The sequence below is a fragment of the Plantactinospora veratri genome (assembly GCF_036421995.1).
GTDB classification, from domain to species: Bacteria; Actinomycetota; Actinomycetes; order Mycobacteriales; family Micromonosporaceae; genus Plantactinospora; species Plantactinospora veratri.
This window is the reverse complement of the sequence record NZ_JAZGQL010000008.1, coordinates 505,874-525,244: the sequence shown is the minus strand read 5'-3', so window position 1 is coordinate 525,244 and position 19,371 is coordinate 505,874. Positions and strand designations below refer to the sequence as shown.

Sequence of the window (19,371 nt, the reverse complement as noted above, 5' to 3'; positions counted from 1 at the left end):
CACTCCTCGCGCTCACAGTGGCCTCTTCCGTTCGCGACTGCGGGGCTCGCAAACCCGGCTCACTCCTCGCACTCACAGCCGGATCCGGGGGTTGAGGACCGCGTAGAGCAGGTCGGTGAGCGCGTTGGCGACCACCACGGTGATGGCGAGCATGATGAACGCTCCTTGCAGGACGGGATAGTCGCGTTGTCCGACCGCCTCGAAGATCAGCCGGCCGACGCCGGGATAGGCGAAGACGGTCTCGGTGAGCACGGCGCCGCCGACCAGGGTGCCGAGTTGCAGCCCCATCAGGGTCAGCGCCGGCAGGATCGCGTTACGCAGGCCGTGCTTCCACAGTCGACGCCGGCCGGAGAGCCCCCGGGCCCGGGCCGCCCGGATGTAGTCCTCGCCGAGTACGTCGATCAGGTTGGTCCGCAGCGTCAGCGCGTACGGGCCGAGTTGTACCAGTACCAGCGACGCGACCGGCAACACCAGGTGGTGCGCCAGGCTCAGGTAGGCGGCCGCGCCCCGGGTGTCCGGGTCGATCGCCCCGCCGATCGGGAACCAGCCGAGCCGGGCGCCGAGCCAGACCAGCAGCAGCATCGCCACGCTGGGCACGAAGAGGGCGTGCCCGGCGATGCCGAAGCCCTGGAGCAGCTTGTCCGGCCAGCGGCCCCGGTGTGCCGCCGCCGACACTCCGATCGGGATGCCGACGGCGATGGTGAGCAGGAACGCCACCCCGGCCAGCAGCAGGGTCCAGGGCAGCCGGTCGAGCAGGATGTCGGTGACCGGCTGGATCTGCCGGAACGAGATGCCGAAGTTGCCGTGCAGCAGCTCGCGCAGGTACGAGACGTACTGTTCCAGCAGCGGCCGGTCCAGCCCGTACGTCTCGAGCAGCGCCGCCCGCATCTCCGGCGTCATGTCCCCCTCGACCATCAGGGTCGTGGGGTCCCCCGGCAGCAACCGGAGCAGGAAGAACGTCGCGGTGATCGCTATCCAGACGGTCAGTACGGCCTTCAGCGCCCGGTTGAGCATGAAGCGTGCCACGTGGGGGACCCCTCCCTTCTACGTCGTCGCGCCGGTCAGCCGACCGGCTTGACCTGGGCCAGCGAGTAGGCGGTGACCATGCCGAGCAGGTCGGACGGCGAGGCCACGAAGCCGGTGAACTTGCTGGCGTTGTAGGCGAACTGGAAGTTCTCCACGTAGAGCGGCGTCAGGTACGCCTGCTCGTGCACCACCTTGTCGATGTTCTTGATCTTGGTGGCGAACGCCGCCGGGTCGGTGGTGGCCGCCGCGTCGTTGATCAGCTGGTCCATCTCCGGCGACTTGAGCAGGTTGTAGTTGATCCCGCCGGGGTTGCTGGAGAGGTAGGTGCTGCGCAGCTGGTCCATCGGGTTGTCGAAGACGCCCCACTGCGACGCGTCGATGTCGTACTCGCCGTCCTTGGTGCGGGACAGGAAGGTGTTCCGCTCCACGCACTCGTTGGTCAGCTTGATGCCGGCCTTCGCGGCACTCTCCCGGAAGAGCTGGACCACCCGGGTGATGTTGGCGTTCGACTGGTCGCAGGCGACGCCCAGCTCGAGGCCGTCGAAGAGGCCGTCGCCGTTGCCGTCGGAGTAGCCCGCCGCCGCCAGCTTCGCCTTCGCCCCGGCCGGGTCGAACGGGTACGGCTGGATCTCGGTGTTGTCGTAGTCGGCGAAGATCGGCGAGATCGGCCCGGCCATCTCCTGGGCGTCACCCTGGAGCACCGACGAGATGATCGACTTGGTGTCCACCGCCATCGACAGCGCCTGCCGGACCTCCTGCTTGGCCAGGTCCTTGTTGTTCATGTTGTAGGTCAGGTGGGCGAAGCCGAGCGCGCCGACCTTGGCCAGCTTGATCTTCGAGTCGTTCGCGAAGGTCTTCGCCGCCGACGCCGGGACCGGGGTACCCATCAGGTCGATGTCGCCGTTGCGCAGCGCCAGCATCATCGTGTTGACGTCCGGGTAGAGCCGGAACTCGACCTTGCCGACCGCCGGCTTGCCGCCGGGCGCCAGCGGGTACCTGTCGTTGCGCTTCATCACGTACCGCTGGCCCTTGGTGGCGCTCTCCAGCACGAACGGCCCGGCGCCGACCCAGTCGGAGTCGTTGGCGAACTTCGACAGGTCACCGGCGGAGGAGAAGACGTGCTTCGGCACGACCGACATCCAGAACCCGACGCCCTCGGCGAACGGCGCGTACGGCTGGGAGAGGTGGAACTTCACCGTGGTCGCGTCGGGTGCCTCGATCGAGGTGACCCAGGTCAGCTTCGCGGCCACGTTGCCGAGCTTGTACTTCATGATCGACTCGGCGCTGAACTTGACGTCCTCGGCCACCACCGGCTTGCCGTCGGTCCAGGTGAAGTCGTCGCGCAGGTGGAACACGGCGGTCTTGCCGCCGTTCTCGTAGGTGTACTCCTTGGCCAGCTCCGGCGCCTTCTTGGCGTTCTCGTCGATCCGCAGCAGGTGCGGGTACATCGCGTTGAGGATCCAGGAGTCGGTCTTGCTCAGCGACTGGAGCGGGTTGAAGTTCGACACGTCGGTGGTGGTGCCGATCCGCAGTACGTCGCCACCGCCGGAGTTCTCCCCGGACGACGAGTTGTCCTCGTTGAGCCCGCACCCGGACAGGGCGAGTGCGGCCGCCGCGCCGAGCGCGACCGCGACCCGCCACCGGCGGGTACGGGCGGAAAATGTCCTGCTCACCAAACCTCCCGAAGTACGCGAATGATGTTGCCGCCGATGACCTTGGCGATCTCGTCGTCGGAGTAGCCGTGCGTGACGAGCCAGCCGACGATGTTGCTGAAGCACTCGGCCGGGTTCTCCAGGCCGGAGACGTACGGCACCCGGGGGTGGTCGACGGCGCCGTGCGCCTTGCCGATCGCCAGGTGGCCGGTGAAGCTGTCGTGCAGCCCGACGTGGTCGCCGAAGTTGGTGTCCGGGCCGAACGCCACGTGGTCGATGCCGACCAGGTCGACGCAGTAGACGAAGTGGTCCATCACCGACTCGATCGAGTGGTGCGGATGCGCCTGCGATAACGTGGTGTGCGGGGCGGCTTCGATGCCGATCACACCGCCGCGCTCCGCGCAGGCCCGGATGACGTCGTCCGGCTTCATCCGGGGGGTGTCCCAGACGGTGCGGGCGCCGGCGTGGGTGATGAAGACCGGTACCCGGCTCGCCTCGATGACGTCCAGTGAGGTCCGGTCGCCGGAGTGCGAGACGTCGATGGCGATGCCGAGCTTGTTCATCCGGTCGACGGCGCGCCGGCCGAAGTGGGTCAGCCCGCCGTCGCGGTCCTCGGAGAGCCCCGAGCCGAGCATGTTCGCCTGGCTGTACGCGATCCCCATCTGGCGCACGCCGAAGCCGTACAGGATGTCGATCCGGTCCAGCTCGTTCTCGATCATCGTGGCCGCCTCCAGCCCGGCCACCAGGGCGAGCTGGCCGTTCCGCTTGGCGGTGAAGATCTCCTCCAGGGTGGTCGCCACGACCACGTAGTCCTGCTTGGCGATGTCGGCGAAGCGCAGCCCGATGTCGTAGATGACGTCGTCCCACTTCCAGGCGTGCTCGCTGGTGACGCAGCCGGTGCCGTTCATGAAGTTGTCGAACACCGCGGTCATGCCGGACCGGGCCAGCCCCTCGAAGCCGAAGGAGTTGCGCCCGGTGCGGTTGTAGTCCCGCAGCTGCGTCACGTCGGCCGGCAGGATCTTCGGGTGCTCGTGCAGCGAGATCGCGGCGTGCTCGCGCAGCAGCCGGGAGACCCGGTCGGATTGCTCGTCGGTCAGGCCGAGGTCGTGCGCGGGCACCCGGCCGAGTTGTGGGGCGAGGTCGAACACCTTGAAGTCGACCTGCGGGGTCAGATAGTCGAACGACCGGTATCCCGTATAGCGGGAAGCACGTTCCTGCACTAGTCAGCTCACCTCGGAACACTCAGAGGCATGAGGATGGAGGTCTGACCTCCTGCCTTTCCGGGACCGTACGTGAACTCGCTGCGCATTGGGAAGATCTCGTAATCTGACCGTTATCTGCCGCACCCCGCTGCCGCAGCGCCGGAAATCTGCTGGTAAAAGCCGTGCCGAGGCGAGAAACGGTCGTCGTCGGCGGTGTGGCCGCCGACTCGACCGGCCGCCCACCGGGCCGAAGAGCAACTTTTCGGAGGTCTGACCACTGCCGATCGGACCCACCGGCGAACCCGTTCGGTCGACCGCTGGCGGGGGCCCCACCCCAAACTCTGGGACGCTGCCCGGAGGCGACGGCGCGCGTGCCGGGCACGATCGGCGCGCGCGGGGTGGCTGAAATCGTCACTGGCCCGTCATTGCTGCCACGCCCGCCCGGCCGAAACGATGGAGGCGTGGACCACCGCCGTATCGTTTTCGTGATCTATCCGAGATTCCAGGTGCTCGACCTGACCGGTCCGCACGAGGTGTTCGCGCAGGCCGAACGGCTCGCGCCGGGCTACCGGCTGGAGACCGTCGCACCGCTGCCCGGGCCGGTCACCGCCAGCGGCGGCCTCAGCGTGATGCCGGACCTCGGCCTCGACGCGTGCGTCGGGCCGATCGACACGCTGGTGGTCGTCGGCGGCGCCGGCCGGGTCGAGGCGTGCGCCGACCGGCGGTTGATCGACTGGCTCCGCGCGGCCGCCGGGCGGGCCCGACGGGTGGCCGGCGTGTGCAGCGGGGCATTCCTGCTGGCCGAGGCCGGGCTGCTCGACGGCCGGCAGGCGGTCACGCACTGGGGGAGCTGCGCCGAACTGGCCCGCCGGTACCCGGCGGTGACCGTACGACCGGATCCGATCTTCGTCCGGGACGGTGCCGTCTGGACCTCCGCCGGGGTCACCGCCGGGATCGACCTCGCACTCGCCCTGGTCGAACAGGACCGGGGAGCCGAGACATCCCGGACCATCGCCCGCCGACTGGTCATGTTCGTCCAACGTCCCGGCGGCCAGGCCCAGTTCAGCACCCAGCTCGCCGCGCAGCGGCCGGCCCGTGGCGGGCTGCGCCAGCTCCAGGACTGGGTGGTCGAGCACCTCGCCGACGACCTCACCGTGCCGATCCTCGCCGCCCGGGCCGGGATGAGCGAGCGGCACTTCGCCCGGGTGTTCAGTGCGCAGACCGGCCAGACCCCCGCCGCGTACGTCGAGGCGGCCCGGGTCGAGGCCGCCCGGCGCCTGCTGGAGACCACCGACACCCCGCTCGGATCGATCGCCCGGCGCTGCGGGTTCGGCACCGTCGAGACGATGCACCGCCGCTTCCGGCGCACGGTCGGGGTCACCCCCGGCCGGTACCGCCAACACTTCGGCTGAGAGGACCCGCCATGCGTATCGTGATCCCACTCTTCGACCGGTTCACCGCGCTCGACGCCGTCGGGCCGTACGACGTACTCAAGCTGCTGCCCGGCGCCGAGGTGGTGTTCGCGGCGACCGCCACCGGGCCGGTCCGGAACAACGTCGGCAGCCTGGCCCTGACGGCCGATGTCGCGCTGGACGACGTCGACTCCTGTGACGTACTCGTGGTGCCCGGTGGCCCCGGCGTCGACGCACACCTGGCCGGCGGAGCACTGCCGGAGTGGATCCGGCGGGTGCACGACGGCACCCGGTGGACGACGTCGGTCTGCACCGGTTCGCTGCTGCTCGGCGCCGCCGGACTGCTGCGCGGCCGTACCGCGACCACACACTGGCGGAGCGCGGAGCGGCTGGCCTCCTTCGGCGCGACCTACTCGGCTCGACGGGTGGTCGACGACGGCAAACTGCTCACCGCGGCCGGGGTCTCCGCCGGAATCGACATGGCACTCACCCTTGCCGCGCGGCTCGCCGACCGGACCACCGCCGAGGCCATCCAGCTCGCCATCGAGTACGACCCCCAGCCGCCGTTCGACGCCGGATCACCGGCGAAGGCGTCCCGGGCGGTCCGGGAGCGGCACGCCAGCGGCCCGCGGGCGGGTATCCGCCCGGCATCCGGGTGAGCGCGGCTAGTCGGCGGGGAGGGGCTCGTCGTCCGGCGGGCAGAGCGTCGAGACCGGACGCTCCGGGTTCGTGGCGACCAGGCTGAGCAGGAACGCGAGATCGGTGAGCAGGCTCTCGACCGTCTCCGGCGTGAGGCGCCGCAGGTCGTACCTGGCATGCAGGCCGAGCCGCTCACCCGGTACGACGAGCAGGTTGAGCGGGTGGTGCGACGCCGACCACCGGCCGTCGAAGCGTACGGAGAGGGTCGACGCGTCGGCCGTACCGGTGAACAGGTCGTTGTCCATCGGGTAGCTCTCGAAGTCGAGTACGGTCTCGAAGAGCGGCACCTCGGCGGGCGGCCCGGCCCAGGACCGGACCAGTGCCGGCGGCACGTGGTCGAACGGGCGGGCCAGGGCCTGACGGGCCTGCAACCCCCGCAGCCACACCCCGACCGGCTGGTCGGGTCGGATCCGGACCCGGACCGGCACCGTGGTGGCCAGCGGACCGACCAGGGTCTCGGCCCCCGGTCCGGTCGCCCGGCCGGCGACCGTCGCGCCGATGACGACCTCGTCGGTGCCGGCGCGGGCGGCGAGCAGCCGGGCCCAGCAGCCCTGGACGACCGCGTCCAGCGTGAGTCGCTGCTGACCGATGGTCTCGTGCAGGAGCCAGGTGTCCTCGCTGGTCAGTTCGAGCGGGTATTCGTCGAACGCGTCCGCCGGATCTCCCTGCCAGTCCGGCGGATCGCTCTGTAGCGGTCCGGGCACGGGCCGGTCGGACAACTCCGCGCGCCAGAACTCCTCCGCCTCGGCGAGGTCACGCACGGCCGACCAGGCGATGTGGTCGCGGAACGGCATCGGAGCCGGCAACCCGGCGTCCCGGCCCTCGATGGCCGCGCGGTATTCGGCCAGCGCCTCGCGGAGCAGGATCGGCAGGCTCCAGCCGTCGACGACCAGGTGGTGGGCCGTCCAGACCAGCAGGTGTTCGGTCTCGGAGACGCGGAGCAGGGCGAACCGGCACAGCGGCGGTACGTCCAGCGCGAAGTTCCGGACCCGGTCGGCGGCGAGGAGTTCGGCGAGGCCGCGTCGACGCTGGCACGCCCGGATGGTCCGTAGGTCGTCGAGGTGCCATTCGGCCGGCGCCGCCGCCGCGACGACCTGGAGGGTCTCCCCGTCATCGCCCCGGACGAACCCGGTGCGCAGCACCTCGTGGCGGGCGATCACCCGGTCCCAGGCCTGCTGGAACTCGGCGACCCGCAGCCGGCCACGGATGACGAGGCGTACCTGCTGGAGGTCGCGGGCCGGATCCGCCTCGTCCGAGGCCGGGCGGAGGAGGTCACGCTGGACCGGTGAGAGGGGGTAGCCGCCCCGCAGGTCGACCGAACTGGTCATCCCGTCACCTCCTGAGGTCGGGTGGACGTGGCCGGAGAGCCGGGGACGACCAGCGGGCCCGGCGCGGTAGGCACCCGTGACGCGAGAAGAACTGAGAGGCTCATCTGGGCAGTGACAACTCCCTGTTCGAGCACCTGCCGGTACGAGGGCGACGCCGGACGGAAACATGGAGATCCATGATTCGACGCCGAGTGTCGCCGACGTTACCAGGGGTGGTGCGGCGCTGTCTCCCCGCCACGCGTCGGAACAGTGCCCGCCTTTTTCGCCGGAAATGTCATTGCTCGTCGTTCCGCTGCGCGGAACGCTGCTGCCCGCAGGTCAGGCCGATCGTCCACTGTGTGGGACGGCCAGGCCAACCCGGACTCCGGGTAGAGGTCGCCGGAGCGGTCGTACGGCCGGTGGCGAGGCTTCGTCAGCCCGCCCCGGACCCGTCCACGTCGCACCGCACACGTCGTCCGGAACTCCCGGCGAACGAGGGCGCTGATCCGTCCCTTCCGGACGCCAGCAGCGGGGGACCGGTACCCGCCGTGGTCGTGGCCGGTACGCGCGCTCGTCGCGGATCCGGGGCCGGGTGCCCTAGCGTGCCTGGCCCGGCGAGCCGGCGAGGTACTCCGACCAGGTGATCCGTCCCCGGTCGCCGGTCGGGGAGACCAGCGCACCCGCCCGGAAGGCGCGGCCGAGCCGACCCGGCACCGGTAGCCGGAGGAGCCGGCGCCGGAGCTGCCGGGCTGCCAGCCAGTCCCGGGCGAGCGTGCCGGCGTCCAGTACCGCCGGCCCACCGAACTCCTCCGTCGCCCCGCCGGGCGCGGCGGTCACCCGCCACCGCAGGTGCGCGGCGACGTCGGCGACGTCGACCGGCTGCGCGGTGATTCGCGGGTCGACGGGCAGCACCGGCAACCGGGCCAGCCGGCTCATCGCCTCGGCCAGGAACTCGTGGAACTGGGTGACCCGGAGCACCGTCCACGGCACCGGGCCGGCCGCGACCGCCGCCTCGGCCTCGATCTTGATCCGGAAGTACGGCCAGGGCACCCGGTCGGCGCCGACGATCGACAGGTACACCAGGTGCCGTACCCCGGCCCGGCCAGCGGCCTCGACCAGCCGCCGGGTACCGGTCAGGTCGACCTGGCGGGTGTAACCGCCCTGGTAGGGCGCGGACGCCAGGTGGACGACGGTGTCGACGCCGTCGACCGCCGTCGGCAACCCGTCCCCGGTGGCCAGGTCGAGCCGGATCCGGCGTACCGGGCCGACCTCCTCCGCCGGCCGGCCCGGGGCGGGTTTCCCGGTCGGTGCCGGAGTCCGGCTGGCGGCCCGCACGGTGTGCCCGGCCCGGGCCAGTTCCGGGGCGAGTACGCGGCCGAGCCGCCCGGTCGCTCCGGTGATCAGGATGTCCATGGTCTCTCCGTGTGTCGTGGGACCGGGCCGGAGCCGGACCGACGAGTCGGCGGCCGGGGCACGGTGGCATCGCAAGGACGGGCCAGGGCCGGCCGTTGTGACCGTCCCCGTAAGACCACGAGGTTCCGCCGTGCCCGGGCAGGCCGGTGGCGCACGTGGCGCACGCCGGACACGGCCGTGAGGTTGCCGACACGCCGACACGACATCTTGGGGTATGACTTTCTGACCATCCCTATATATGGTGTTGATCGCAGCTGGTTCGCACGCCGTCCGGCGTTCGAGGCAAGAGGGAACCCGGTGGGAGTCCGGGACTGCCCCGCAGCGGTGAGTGGAAACGACCGCCGTCATCACGCACTGGGTCGCCCGGCCCCACAGCCGGACGCCTGGGAAGCGACGGCCAGTAGGCGAACCCCGGGTACGCCCGTGGCCCGTCCACGAGTCCGAAGACCTGCCAGCGCGCCGCGTACGAGCCCGTACGCGGCGGTCCGAGGCCGCGCGGGACGGCCGACGCCACCGACGCACGTCAGCGCGTGCCCGTCGGCGTCCCCGCGCGGCTTCCTCCGCCACCGGAGGAGTCGAGTGCGCGAGGAGAGAGTTGTGACGGTCACCGAGGCCACGCCGAACGGGTCGGCGGCGGGAGACGGCGAGCGGTCGACGATGCGGGGAACCGCCCACCGCCCTGACTGGCGCGCCGGCCCGCCGCAGGCGCCCAGCGGCGGAGGCGCGCCCGGACCGGCCGACGTCGACACGATCGCCCGTGCGGTGCGCCGCCAGGCCGACGACCTCCCCGACGTCGACCCGGTACGGCTGGCGACCCGGGTGGTCAACGGCCTGCCCGAGGGGGCCAGCGCGGCCGACCTGCACCGGCTCTGCGTGCAGACCGCCGCCGAGCTGATCGGGGAGGAGCCGCAGTACTCCCGGTTGGCCGCCCGGCTGCTCGCCGGATACCTCGAACAGGAGGTCCGGGGACAGGGCGTCGACTCGTTCAGCGAGTCGATCCGGCTCGGCCACCGGCACGGCCTGATCGGCGACGAGACGGCCGAGTTCGTCCGGACGTACGCCCGCGCGCTGGACGACGCCGTCGACCCGACCGCCGACCGGCGCTTCGAGTACTTCGGGCTGCGTACGGTCTACGACCGGTACCTGCTGCGGCATCCGGTCGACCGGCTGGTGCTGGAGACCCCGCAGTACTGGCTGCTCCGGGTCTCCTGTGGACTCTCCCGTACCCCGGCCGAGGCGATCGGTTTCTACCGGCTGATGGCGTCGCTCGCCTACCTGCCCAGCTCGCCGACGCTGTTCAACTCGGGCACCCGGCACACCCAGATGTCCTCCTGCTATCTGGTCGACTCGCCCCGCGACGAACTCGACTCGATCTACGACCGGTACGCCCAGGTGGCGCGGCTGTCGAAGTTCGCCGGTGGGATCGGCATCGCCTGGTCCCGGGTACGCTCCCGGGGCGCGCTGATCCGGGGCACCAACGGTGCGTCCAACGGCATCGTCCCGTTCCTGCGTACCCTCGACTCGTCGGTCGCGGCCGTCAACCAGGGCGGTCGGCGCAAGGGCGCGGCCTGCGTCTATCTCGAACCGTGGCACCCGGACGTCGAGGAGTTCCTGCAACTGCGGGACAACACCGGCGAGGAGGCCCGGCGGACCCACAACCTGAACCTGGCCAACTGGATCCCGGACGAGTTCATGCGGCGGGTCGAGGCGGACGAGGTCTGGTCGCTCTTCGACCCGGACGAGGTGCCGGAGCTGCCCGACCTGTGGGGGGCGGAGTTCGACGCGGCGTACCGGGCCGCCGAGGAGCAGGGCCGTTATGTCCGCCAGGTCCGGGCCCGGGACCTCTACGGCCGGATGATGCGCACGCTGGCCCAGACCGGCAACGGCTGGATGACCTTCAAGGACACCTCGAACCGGCTCTGCAACCAGACCGCCGAGCCGGGCAACGTGGTGCACCTCTCCAACCTCTGCACCGAGATCGTCGAGGTCTCCGGCGATACCGAGACCGCCGTCTGCAACCTGGGCTCGGTCAACCTGGCCGCGCACCTGGTCACCGGCACCACCGGCCGGGCCGACCCGGGCGGCGCGTCCGCCGCCCCGGACGGGATCGACTGGGAACGGCTGCGGGAGACCGTCCGGACCGCGGTGACCTTCCTGGACCGGGTGATCGACATCAACTACTACCCGAGCCGGGAGGCGGCGGCGAGCAATCCGCGCTGGCGGCCCGTCGGGCTCGGGGTGATGGGGTTGCAGGACGTCTTCTTCGCGCTGCGGCTGCCGTTCGACTCGCCGGCCGCGAAGGAACTCTCCACCCGGATCGCCGAGGAGATCTACCTGACCGCGCTGGAGACCTCCGCCGGGCTGGCCGAGCGGTTCGGCGCCCATCCGGCGTACCCGCAGACCCGGGCGGCGGCCGGGCAGCTCCAACCCGACCTCTGGGGAGTGGCCGGCCACCAGACCGGGCGCTGGGCGGCGCTGCGCGAGCGGATCTCGGCGTACGGGCTGCGCAACTCGCTGCTGGTCGCGATCGCCCCGACGGCCACCATCGCCTCCATCGCCGGCTGCTACGAGTGCATCGAGCCGCAGGTCTCGAACCTGTTCAAGCGGGAGACGCTGAGCGGGGAGTTCCTCCAGGTCAACACGGCCCTGGTGGCCGAGCTGAAGGCGCGCGGGCTGTGGACGGAGCGGATCCGGGCCGCGATCAAGCGGGCGGACGGTTCGGTGCAGGGCATCGAGGAGCTGCCGGCGCGGCTGCGGGAGGTGTTCCGTACCGCCTGGGAACTGCCGCAGCGGGCGCTGATCGACCTGGCCGCCGCCCGGGCACCCTACGTCGACCAGTCCCAGTCGCTGAACCTCTTCATGGCCGCCCCGGAGATCGGCCGGCTCAGCTCGATGTACCTGTACGCCTGGAAGTCCGGGCTGAAGACGACCTACTACCTCCGGTCCCGCCCGGCCACCCGGATCCAGCAGGCGACGGTGACGGCGCAGCCGAGCGCCCGGCCCGCGCTGCCCGCCGTGACCCTGCCCGGCGCGGACTCGCCGGACCCGGCGCTGGCCTGCTCACTGGAGAACCCCGAGTCCTGCGACGCCTGCCAGTGACCACCGCCGCCGCACCTTCGACCGAGCCCGCCGTCAGCCGCCGCCGCGCCGCCGACCGACCCACCAGAGACCCCGAGGTACCCATGCTGCTCGACCCCGGAATGGACCTGACCCTGCGCCCGATGCGCTACCCGCACTTCTTCGACCGGTTCCGCGACGCGATCCGGAACACCTGGACGGTCGAGGAGGTCGACCTGCATGCCGACCTGGCCGACCTGGACCGGCTCTCCCCGGCCGAACGGCACCTGGTCAGCCGGCTGGTGGCATTCTTCGCCACCGGCGACACGATCGTGGCCAACAACCTGGTGCTCAACCTCTACCAGCACGTCAACTCGCCGGAGGGCCGGCTCTACCTCTCCCGCCAGCTCTACGAGGAGGCGGTGCACGTGCAGTTCTACCTCAACCTGCTCGACACGTACGTGCCGGACGACGAGGAGCGCTTCGCCGCCTTCGCCGCGATCGAGAACATCCCGTCGATCCGCCGCAAGGCCGAGTTCTGCTTCCGGTGGATCGACTCCGTCTTCGAGTTGCGTGAGCTGAGGAGCCGGGCCGACCGGCGGGCGTTCCTGCTCAACCTGATCTGCTTCGCCGCCTGCATCGAGGGGCTCTTCTTCTACGGGGCGTTCGCGTACGTCTACTTCCTCCGGTCCCGTGGGCTGCTGCACGGGCTCGCCTCCGGCACCAACTGGGTGTTCCGGGACGAGTCGATGCACATGGCGTTCGCCTTCGACGTCGTCGACACCGTACGCCGGGAGGAGCCGGAGCTCTTCGACGACGAGCTGCGCGGCCAGGTCCGGGAGATGCTCGCCGAGGCGGTCGAGTGCGAGGTGCAGTTCGCCGAGGACCTGCTCGAACACGGCGTCTCCGGACTCTCCCTCCCGGACATGCGGGAATACCTCCGGTACGTCGCGGACCGCCGGCTGGCCCAGCTCGACATCGCCCCGCTGTACGGGTCGACGAACCCGTTTCCCTTCATGGAGTTGCAGGACGTGCAGGAGCTGTCCAACTTCTTCGAGCGGCGGGTCTCGGCGTACCAGGTCGGGGTGACCGGCACCGTCCGGTTCGACGACGACTTCTGACCCACCGGTACGCGCGCGGCCTGCCGCCCGGGTGCCGTGCGCGGGTCACTCGTAGCGGACCAGGTCGGCGGCCTCGGCCCGGGCCAGCCGGCCGGCGGCCAACAGACCGGCGAGCGCGCCGGCCAGGGTGGTCGCCGGCACGATCGCCGCGAGCAGCCCGGCGGAGGGAAGTTCGGCGAGACCGGGGCCGGCGCCGATGCCGACCATCACCCGGTCGGTGAGCAGCCGGAACACCAGCAGGCCGAACGGGAGGCCGACGAGCGCCGCGGCGAGGCCGAGCGCGGCACCACCGGTCGCGGACTGGGCGAGGGTCTGCCGGACGGTGAACCCGACCGCGCGGAGCACGCCGAGGGTCCGGGCCCGCTCCCGGGCGCCGGTCAGCAGCGCGGCGGCCAGGTTGGCCAGGCTGACCAGCAGGACGAGGAGGGCCAGCAGCCGCATCGCCACGGTGAACGTACCGAGGTCACCGGGATCGGTGGATCGGGCGTGCACCGTGACGGCGGGGCCGAGCCGGTCTCGCAGCGCGGCGGCCAGCGCCTCCGGGGTACCGGTCGGAGCGGCGGAGACCAGGTACGCGTCCGGGGCCACCCCCGGCAGCATCTCGGCCCGGTACATCAGCAGTTCTCCGGTGTCCTCGGTCTCGCTGTACCAGCCGACGACGGTCAACCGCAGTGCCGTGTCGCCGGCTCTGATCTCGATCGTGTCGCCGAGTTGGAGCCCGAACCGGCGCAGCAGGCCGTATCCGGCGATCGCCTCGCCGGGCGCCCGCAACGGCCGGCCCTCCCGGACCAGGAAGCGGGCGTCGGCGGGATTCCCACCGATCGCCCGGGACAGGAATGTCTGGTCGCCGAGGATGCTGCGCCGGTCGACCTGGCTGTACCAGCCGGCCACGCCCGGCGTACCGGCCAGCGCGGCGGCCACGGTGGCCGGATCGGTGCCGTCCGCCACCACGACGGCGTCGTACGGGTCACCGCTCCGGGCCGGCTCGGCGATCATCCGGTCCACGGTGGCGGTGAAGCCGACCCCGACGACCACCGCCGCCACCGCGACCGCCAGGGCGGCGGCGGTCAACGCCGAGCGCCCGGGACGGCTGAGTACGGCGCCGAGGCCGTACCGGTGGGCGGGGCCGAGCCGGAGCCGGTCGAGCATCCGGGTGGTCCGGGCCGGGGCAGAGCCGCGCGGTGGGGCGTCGCGCAGCACGCCGGAGACGGGTTGCCGGACCGCCCGCCAGGCCGGCAGTACGGTGGCGGCGGCGAGCACCGTGCCGACCAGCAGGGCGGAGCCGGCCAGCGACAGCGGGGTGATCCGCAGGCCCGGCCGGCCGAGTGCGCCGTCGAGACCGATCTGGAGGAACGGGGCGAGCAGGGTGCCGGCCACCCAGCCGGCGAGTACGCCCACCGCGCCGAGCAGCAGTGCCTCGGTGACCAGTCCGCTGATCACCTGTCCGGTGGTGTACCCGACCGCCTGGAGCAGCGCTATCTCCCGCCGCCGGGCCAGTAGCCGGGCGGTGGCGGTGCCGGCCACCACGAAGGCGGCGGCGAGCAGGACGAAGATGCCGAAGCCGGCCAGCGAGGCGCCGAAGATCCGGTCCCGGACCAGGATGTCGTCCCTGGTGTCCGGCCAGGGCTGCACTGCCCGGACCCCGGCCCGGGCACCGATCCTGGCGGCCACCGCGTCGGCCTGGTCGGGGTCGACCAGCCGGGCGACCAGCAGCGCGCCTGACCCGACCGCCCCGGACCGACCGGCCCCGGGCGCCCCGGCCGGCGCACCGGCGGCCGGCGGTGTCGATTCGGCGGCCGGCGGTGTCGGGGTGGCGGCCGGTGTCGGTACGGGCGTGGCCGGGGCAGCCAGGCTGGTCAGGGTGGCCGGATCGACGAAGAGCCGGATCGGGTCGCAGTCCGGATAGAAGCAGTCGGTCAGGTCGACCGCCGTGCCGACCACGGTCAGCGTCGCCGGCCGACCGCCGACGGTCAGCCGGATCCGGTCACCGGGGCCGATGCCGGCCTCGGTCGCGGCCGCCTGGTCGAGGACCACCTCCCCGACGACCCCGGTCGCGGGCCACCCGCCGGTACGCAGCAGCGGCCGGCCCGTCGGGGAGGTGTCGCCGGCGAGGGCGGTGATCCGGGCGTCGACCGGGTCCCGGCCGAGCGCGACCGCCGCGTCGAGGTACGGGCTCACCGGGGAGGTGGCCGCGAACGCCGAGTCCCGGCGTACCGCCTCCAGCGCCTCTGGCGTGCCGTAGACGACCAGGTCCGGGCGGCCGGCGTCGCGGTAGATCCGGTCCACCTCCGCACCGCCCTGTCCCTGCACCGACAGCCCGGCGACCACGCCCGTGGTGGCCAGCGCGGCGACCAGCACGGTGGCGATCGCGGTGGCCCGGGTGCCGGCACGCAGCCCCGAGCGGGCGAGCCGGAGGATGGCGGACACTCAGCCCTCCAGGTTGATCAGGTTGCCGAAGGCCGGCCGCCCGCCCGGGCCGGTCAGGTCCCGCTCGTCGACGATCTGCCCGTCGAGCATCGTGACCACCCGGTCGGCGGTCGCGGCGACCCGGTGGTCGTGGGTGACCAGCACGATGCTCTGACCCTCCTCGTGACGGCGGCGGAGCAGGTCGAGCACGGTTTCGGCGGCGGCCGAGTCCAACGCTCCGGTCGGCTCGTCGGCCAACAGCACGTCGGGGCGGTGCACCACGGCCCGCGCCAGGGCCACCCGCTGCTGCTGGCCGCCGGAGAGTTCGGCCGGCGCGGCGTCGGCCACCTCGGCGACGCCCAACTCGTCGAGCACCTCCAGCGCCCGGTGTCGGGCGTCGCGCCGCCCGGTGCCCTGGAGCACCAGCGGCAGTTCCACGTTGCCGGCGACCGTCATCGTCGGCACCAGGTTGAGGAACTGGAAGACGAAGCCGACGTGCCGGCGGCGCAGCAGGGCCCGCGCGCTCTCCGAACCGGTGTCCATCCGCCGGCCGGCCAGCCACACCTCGCCCCGGTCGGGACGGTCGAGCCCGCCGAGCAGGTGCAGCAGGGTGGACTTGCCGCAGCCGCTGGGCCCGGTCACCGCGACCCAGTCGCCGGCCGCCACCTCGATCGAGACGTCCCGCAGCGCGGCGAGGTCCCGTACGCCGCCGTGGTAGGTGCGTACCAGGCCGCGGGCGTGCAGCAGCGGGTCACTCATCGCCGTTCCCCTTCCAGGAGGTCTTGAGCTCGATCTGCGCCAGTTGCTGCTGGCACGCTTCCAGCCAGCGAAGCTCGGCCTGTAGGTGCAGCGCGGACGCCTGCACCAGCAGGCCGCTGACGCTGCCGGCGGCGGTACGGGACGCCTGCTGGTCGAGTGCCCGGAGCGCCTCCAGGCAGCGTTGCCGGTGGTTGGTGATGACCGTCCGGGGATCCACGTCGGGCAGCAGGGGCGCGGCCAGCCGGGCGGCGACCAGCCGGAGCAGCACGTCCGGCTTGACCAGTGGGGGATCGGAACGGGCGGAGAGCCACTCGTGCAGTACCGCCGTGCCGGGCTCGGTGAGTCGGTAGACCTTGCGGTCCCGTCGGTCGCCGCCGGACTCGGCGGTGTGTGCGACCAGCCCGTCCCGTTCCAGCCGGCCGAGGGTCACGTAGATCTGACCGATGTTCACCTCGCCGCCCGCGTCGGCGAAGAGTTCGTCGTAGCGTCGACGCAGCTCGTAGCCGTGGGCCGGGCCGGCGGCGAGCAGCCCGAGCAGAAGGTGTTTCATCCACCGACCTCCGATACCTAGCGGCTAGAGCTTAACGGTTAGGCATCGACGGTCAAGGACGCCACCCGGTCGGACGCGGCCCGCCGGAGTGGAGGGTCGGCGATAATTCCGTCGACCCGGCGCAGGCGGGGAGAGGGGGCCGGATGACGGGGACGGGTGCCGGAGGTCGACACCCCGGAGATTCACCATCCGGACAGCCGTGGCCCGACTGCTGGTCGCCCGGACGGGGTTGGATTCCAGGTCGATCCAGGAGCGGAGCCGCGCCCGGCGGCACGGCCCCGCCTCGACCGACGGGAGACGACATTGGCACGTACCCTTTCCACGCTCGGCCTGGCCGGCGCGTTGCTGGCGACCGCCGTGGCGCTGCCGGCCAGCCAGGCCGCCGCGCACGACGACCGGTCGAGGCCGGTGGCCGGTGACCGGCCGCTGGTGATCGCACACCGCGGCGCCAGCGGCTACCGTCCGGAGCACACCCTGGAGGCCTACCGGCTGGCGATCCGGATGGGCGCCGACTTCATCGAGCCCGACCTCGTCTCCACCCGGGACGGGGTACTGGTGGCCCGGCACGAGAACGAGATCTCCGGAACCACCGACGTCGCCGCCCGACCGGAGTTCGCCGCCCGGAAGACCACCAGGACCATCGACGGTACGGCGGTGACCGGCTGGTTCACCGAGGATTTCACCCTGGCCGAACTGAAGACGCTGCGGGCCAAGGAGCGGCTGCCGCAGGTGCGGGTGACCAACACCGCGTTCGACGGTCAGTTGCCGGTGCCGACCCTGCAGGAGGTCATCGACCTGGCCCGGAGCGAGAGCCGCCGGTTGGGCCGGAGCATCGGCATCTACCCGGAGACCAAGCACCCCAGCTACTTCCAGTCGATCGGGCTGCCGCTGGAGGAGCCGCTGGTGCGGGTACTCGGGCAGAACGGCATGACCGACAAGAAGGATCCGGTGATCATCCAGTCCTTCGAGACGGCCAACCTGCGCAAGCTGAACAAGCTGACCGACGTACGGCTGGTCCAGTTGCTGGACGCGGCCGGCCGGCCGTACGACTTCACGGTGGCCGGTGACCCGCGTAGCTATCTCGACCTGGTGGAGCCGGCCAACCTGCGCTGGATCGACAGTTACGCCGACGGCCTCGGGGTGCACAAGAACCTGCTGGTGCCCCGGGACGCGACCGGCAGGCTGCTCGCCCCGACCAGCCTGGTCCGGGACGCGCACCGGGCCGGCCTGGTGGTGCACGCCTGGACGTTCCGGGCCGAGAACCAGTTCCTGCCGGCCGACTTCCGGATCGGCACGGACCCGAACGCCCGCGGCGACATCATCGCCGAGTACGAACTCTGCTACGGCCTCGGCCTGGACGGGGTCTTCAGCGACCACCCGGACACCGCCGTAGCGGCCCGGGCCGGGCTGGCCTGACCGGAGGAGCGCCGCGAGCCGTACGGCGCCGGTGGGTGGCTGCCCCGGGCGGGGTCGTCGCCCACCGGTCCGCCGTTATGCCCGGGCATAGGCCGCCGGTCGTGGTATGACTGCCGAGTGACGGGGCAGATCGGGACAAGGCGGACGATCCGTGGCGGCCGGTGACCGACGCGGACACCTCGGCGACTCCAGAAGTCAGGGGCGGGCCACCTTCCTGGAGCTCTTCCTCGATCTGGTGTACGTCTTCGCGCTCACCCGGCTCTCCCAACGACTGACCGACGACTTCACGGTCAGCCGCCGGACCCTGGCCTCCGAACTGGGACAGACCCTCCTCGTCCTCCTCGCCCTCTGGCAGGTCTGGCTGCTCACCGCCTGGACGACGAGCCGGTTCGACCCTCGCCGGATCGAGATCCAGCTCGTGGTCATCGCCTCGATGTTCGGTGCCATGATCATGGCGGTGTCGTTGCCGCAGGCCTTCGGCGAGCGCGGCGTGATCTTCGCCAGTACCTACGTCGCGATCCAGATGAGTCGCCCGCTCCTGCTGGTGATGGCGCTGCGCGGGCATCCCCGCATCGCGGAGGCGATCCGGATCCTCTGCTGGTCGACGATCGCCTCGGTGGGCTGGATCGCCGGGGCGCTCAGCGGCGGCACCGGCCGGGGGATCTGCTGGACGGCGGCGGTGGTCGTGGAGTTCCTCGGTGCCGCGCTGCGCTGGCGGACACCCGGGGTGGGCCCCAGCAACGCCGGCAACTGGGTCGTCAGCGCGGAGCACCTGGCCGAGCGCTACCAGCAGGTGCTGCTCATCGCACTCGGCGAGGCGATCCTGGTCAGCGGTTTCGTGCTCAGCCCCGTCGGCTTCGCCGTCGAACGTACCGCGCTCTTCGTGGCGACCTTCATCACCACCGTGCTGTTCTGGCGGATCTACTTCTACCAACCCGGGCCCGCGCTCGCCGAGGCGATCTACCGGAGCCGTGACCAGCTCCGGTTCACCCGGGTCGCCGGATACACCCACCTGGTCATGGTCTGTGGGATCATCGCCACCGCTGTCGGCTACGGCCTGCTCATCCACGAACCGTACGCCGAGCACGACATGGCCTGGATCGGGATCATCTTCGGGGGCCCGGTGCTCTTCCTCGCCGGGCGGATGTGGGACGAGCGCGAGGCGCACCGGAAGATCGCGGCGACCCGCTGGTACTCCCTGCTGGCGTTCGCCCTGCTGACCCCGGTCGCCCTCGTACTGCCCCTGCTCGCCGCGCCGTTCCTCGCCACCGCGGTCATGGCCGGGGTCGTGGTTGCCGACGCGCTGCGCGACCCGGGGCAGTTCGCGATCGAGCCGAATCCTCCGCTCTGA

13 protein-coding genes, 1 pseudogene and 1 riboswitch are annotated in these 19,371 nt (G+C 71.7%); of the genes and pseudogenes, 6 read left to right on the top strand and 8 right to left on the bottom strand.

Features of this window, described 5'->3' with window-relative positions:
- Positions 1–72: 72 nt before the first annotated feature.
- The 3 genes from V1634_RS14580 to V1634_RS14570 are packed head-to-tail and all read right to left on the bottom strand — an operon-like array spanning position 73 to position 3,898.
- Positions 73–1,026: an ABC transporter permease gene (locus tag V1634_RS14580; RefSeq protein WP_107256591.1), complete on the bottom strand. Its 954-nt coding sequence runs from the start codon at positions 1,024–1,026 to the stop codon at positions 73–75.
- A 35-nt stretch (positions 1,027–1,061) separates the two neighbouring features.
- Positions 1,062–2,699 carry an ABC transporter substrate-binding protein gene (locus V1634_RS14575; protein WP_331208321.1) on the bottom strand — a complete coding sequence of 546 codons (1,638 nt, stop codon included), beginning with the start codon at positions 2,697–2,699 and terminating at the stop codon, positions 1,062–1,064.
- Positions 2,696–3,898, bottom strand: a complete 1,203-nt coding sequence (locus tag V1634_RS14570) for a dipeptidase (RefSeq protein ID WP_331208320.1) — start codon at positions 3,896–3,898, stop codon at positions 2,696–2,698. The genes V1634_RS14575 and V1634_RS14570 overlap by 4 nt, the downstream gene beginning before the upstream one ends.
- A gap of 443 nt (positions 3,899–4,341) precedes the next feature.
- Between V1634_RS14570 and V1634_RS14565 the strand changes: the two genes are divergently transcribed.
- Together V1634_RS14565 and V1634_RS14560 are read left to right on the top strand one after the other, a co-directional pair.
- Complete coding sequence (locus V1634_RS14565) at positions 4,342–5,292, top strand: GlxA family transcriptional regulator (RefSeq protein ID WP_331208319.1); 951 nt, start codon at positions 4,342–4,344, stop codon at positions 5,290–5,292.
- An 11-nt stretch (positions 5,293–5,303) separates the two neighbouring features.
- Positions 5,304–5,825, top strand: a pseudogene (locus tag V1634_RS14560) (DJ-1/PfpI family protein); the annotation flags it as partial.
- A gap of 132 nt (positions 5,826–5,957) precedes the next feature.
- On the opposite strand, the gene V1634_RS14555 reads toward V1634_RS14560, so the two are convergent.
- Both V1634_RS14555 and V1634_RS14550 read right to left on the bottom strand, forming a co-directional pair.
- A complete protein-coding gene (locus V1634_RS14555) occupies positions 5,958–7,319 on the bottom strand; it encodes a condensation domain-containing protein (protein WP_331208317.1) in 1,362 nt (453 codons plus the stop codon).
- A 576-nt stretch (positions 7,320–7,895) separates the two neighbouring features.
- Complete coding sequence (locus V1634_RS14550) at positions 7,896–8,711, bottom strand: SDR family oxidoreductase (protein ID WP_331208316.1); 816 nt, start codon at positions 8,709–8,711, stop codon at positions 7,896–7,898.
- 238 nt (positions 8,712–8,949) lie between these two features.
- Positions 8,950–9,181, top strand: a riboswitch (cobalamin riboswitch).
- 187 nt (positions 9,182–9,368) lie between these two features.
- Here V1634_RS14550 and V1634_RS14545 point away from each other — a divergent pair.
- A complete protein-coding gene (locus V1634_RS14545; RefSeq protein WP_331208402.1) occupies positions 9,369–11,810 on the top strand; it encodes a ribonucleoside-diphosphate reductase subunit alpha in 2,442 nt (813 codons plus the stop codon).
- Between the two features lie 83 nt (positions 11,811–11,893).
- Positions 11,894–12,889 (top strand): ribonucleotide-diphosphate reductase subunit beta, encoded by a 996-nt coding sequence (locus V1634_RS14540; protein ID WP_331208315.1) that lies wholly within the window; start codon positions 11,894–11,896, stop codon positions 12,887–12,889.
- A gap of 45 nt (positions 12,890–12,934) precedes the next feature.
- Here V1634_RS14540 and V1634_RS14535 read toward each other — a convergent pair whose 3' ends face one another.
- From V1634_RS14535 to V1634_RS14525, 3 genes are read right to left on the bottom strand one after another with little or no spacing between them, the layout of a single operon-like run.
- Entirely contained in the window at positions 12,935–15,316 is a 2,382-nt protein-coding gene (locus V1634_RS14535; RefSeq protein ID WP_331208314.1) for an ABC transporter permease, read from the bottom strand.
- Positions 15,317–16,054 carry an ABC transporter ATP-binding protein gene (locus tag V1634_RS14530; RefSeq protein ID WP_331208313.1) on the bottom strand — a complete coding sequence of 246 codons (738 nt, stop codon included), beginning with the start codon at positions 16,052–16,054 and terminating at the stop codon, positions 15,317–15,319.
- Positions 16,047–16,604, bottom strand: a complete 558-nt coding sequence (locus tag V1634_RS14525) for a PadR family transcriptional regulator (RefSeq protein ID WP_331208312.1) — start codon at positions 16,602–16,604, stop codon at positions 16,047–16,049. Before V1634_RS14525 ends, V1634_RS14530 begins: the two co-directional genes overlap by 8 nt.
- A 303-nt stretch (positions 16,605–16,907) precedes the next feature.
- On the opposite strand from V1634_RS14525, the gene V1634_RS14520 reads away from it, so the two are divergent.
- Together V1634_RS14520 and V1634_RS14515 are read left to right on the top strand one after the other, a co-directional pair.
- Complete coding sequence (locus V1634_RS14520; RefSeq protein WP_331208311.1) at positions 16,908–18,020, top strand: glycerophosphodiester phosphodiesterase; 1,113 nt, start codon at positions 16,908–16,910, stop codon at positions 18,018–18,020.
- A 151-nt stretch (positions 18,021–18,171) separates the two neighbouring features.
- Positions 18,172–19,371, top strand: a complete 1,200-nt coding sequence (locus tag V1634_RS14515) for a low temperature requirement protein A (RefSeq protein ID WP_331208310.1) — start codon at positions 18,172–18,174, stop codon at positions 19,369–19,371.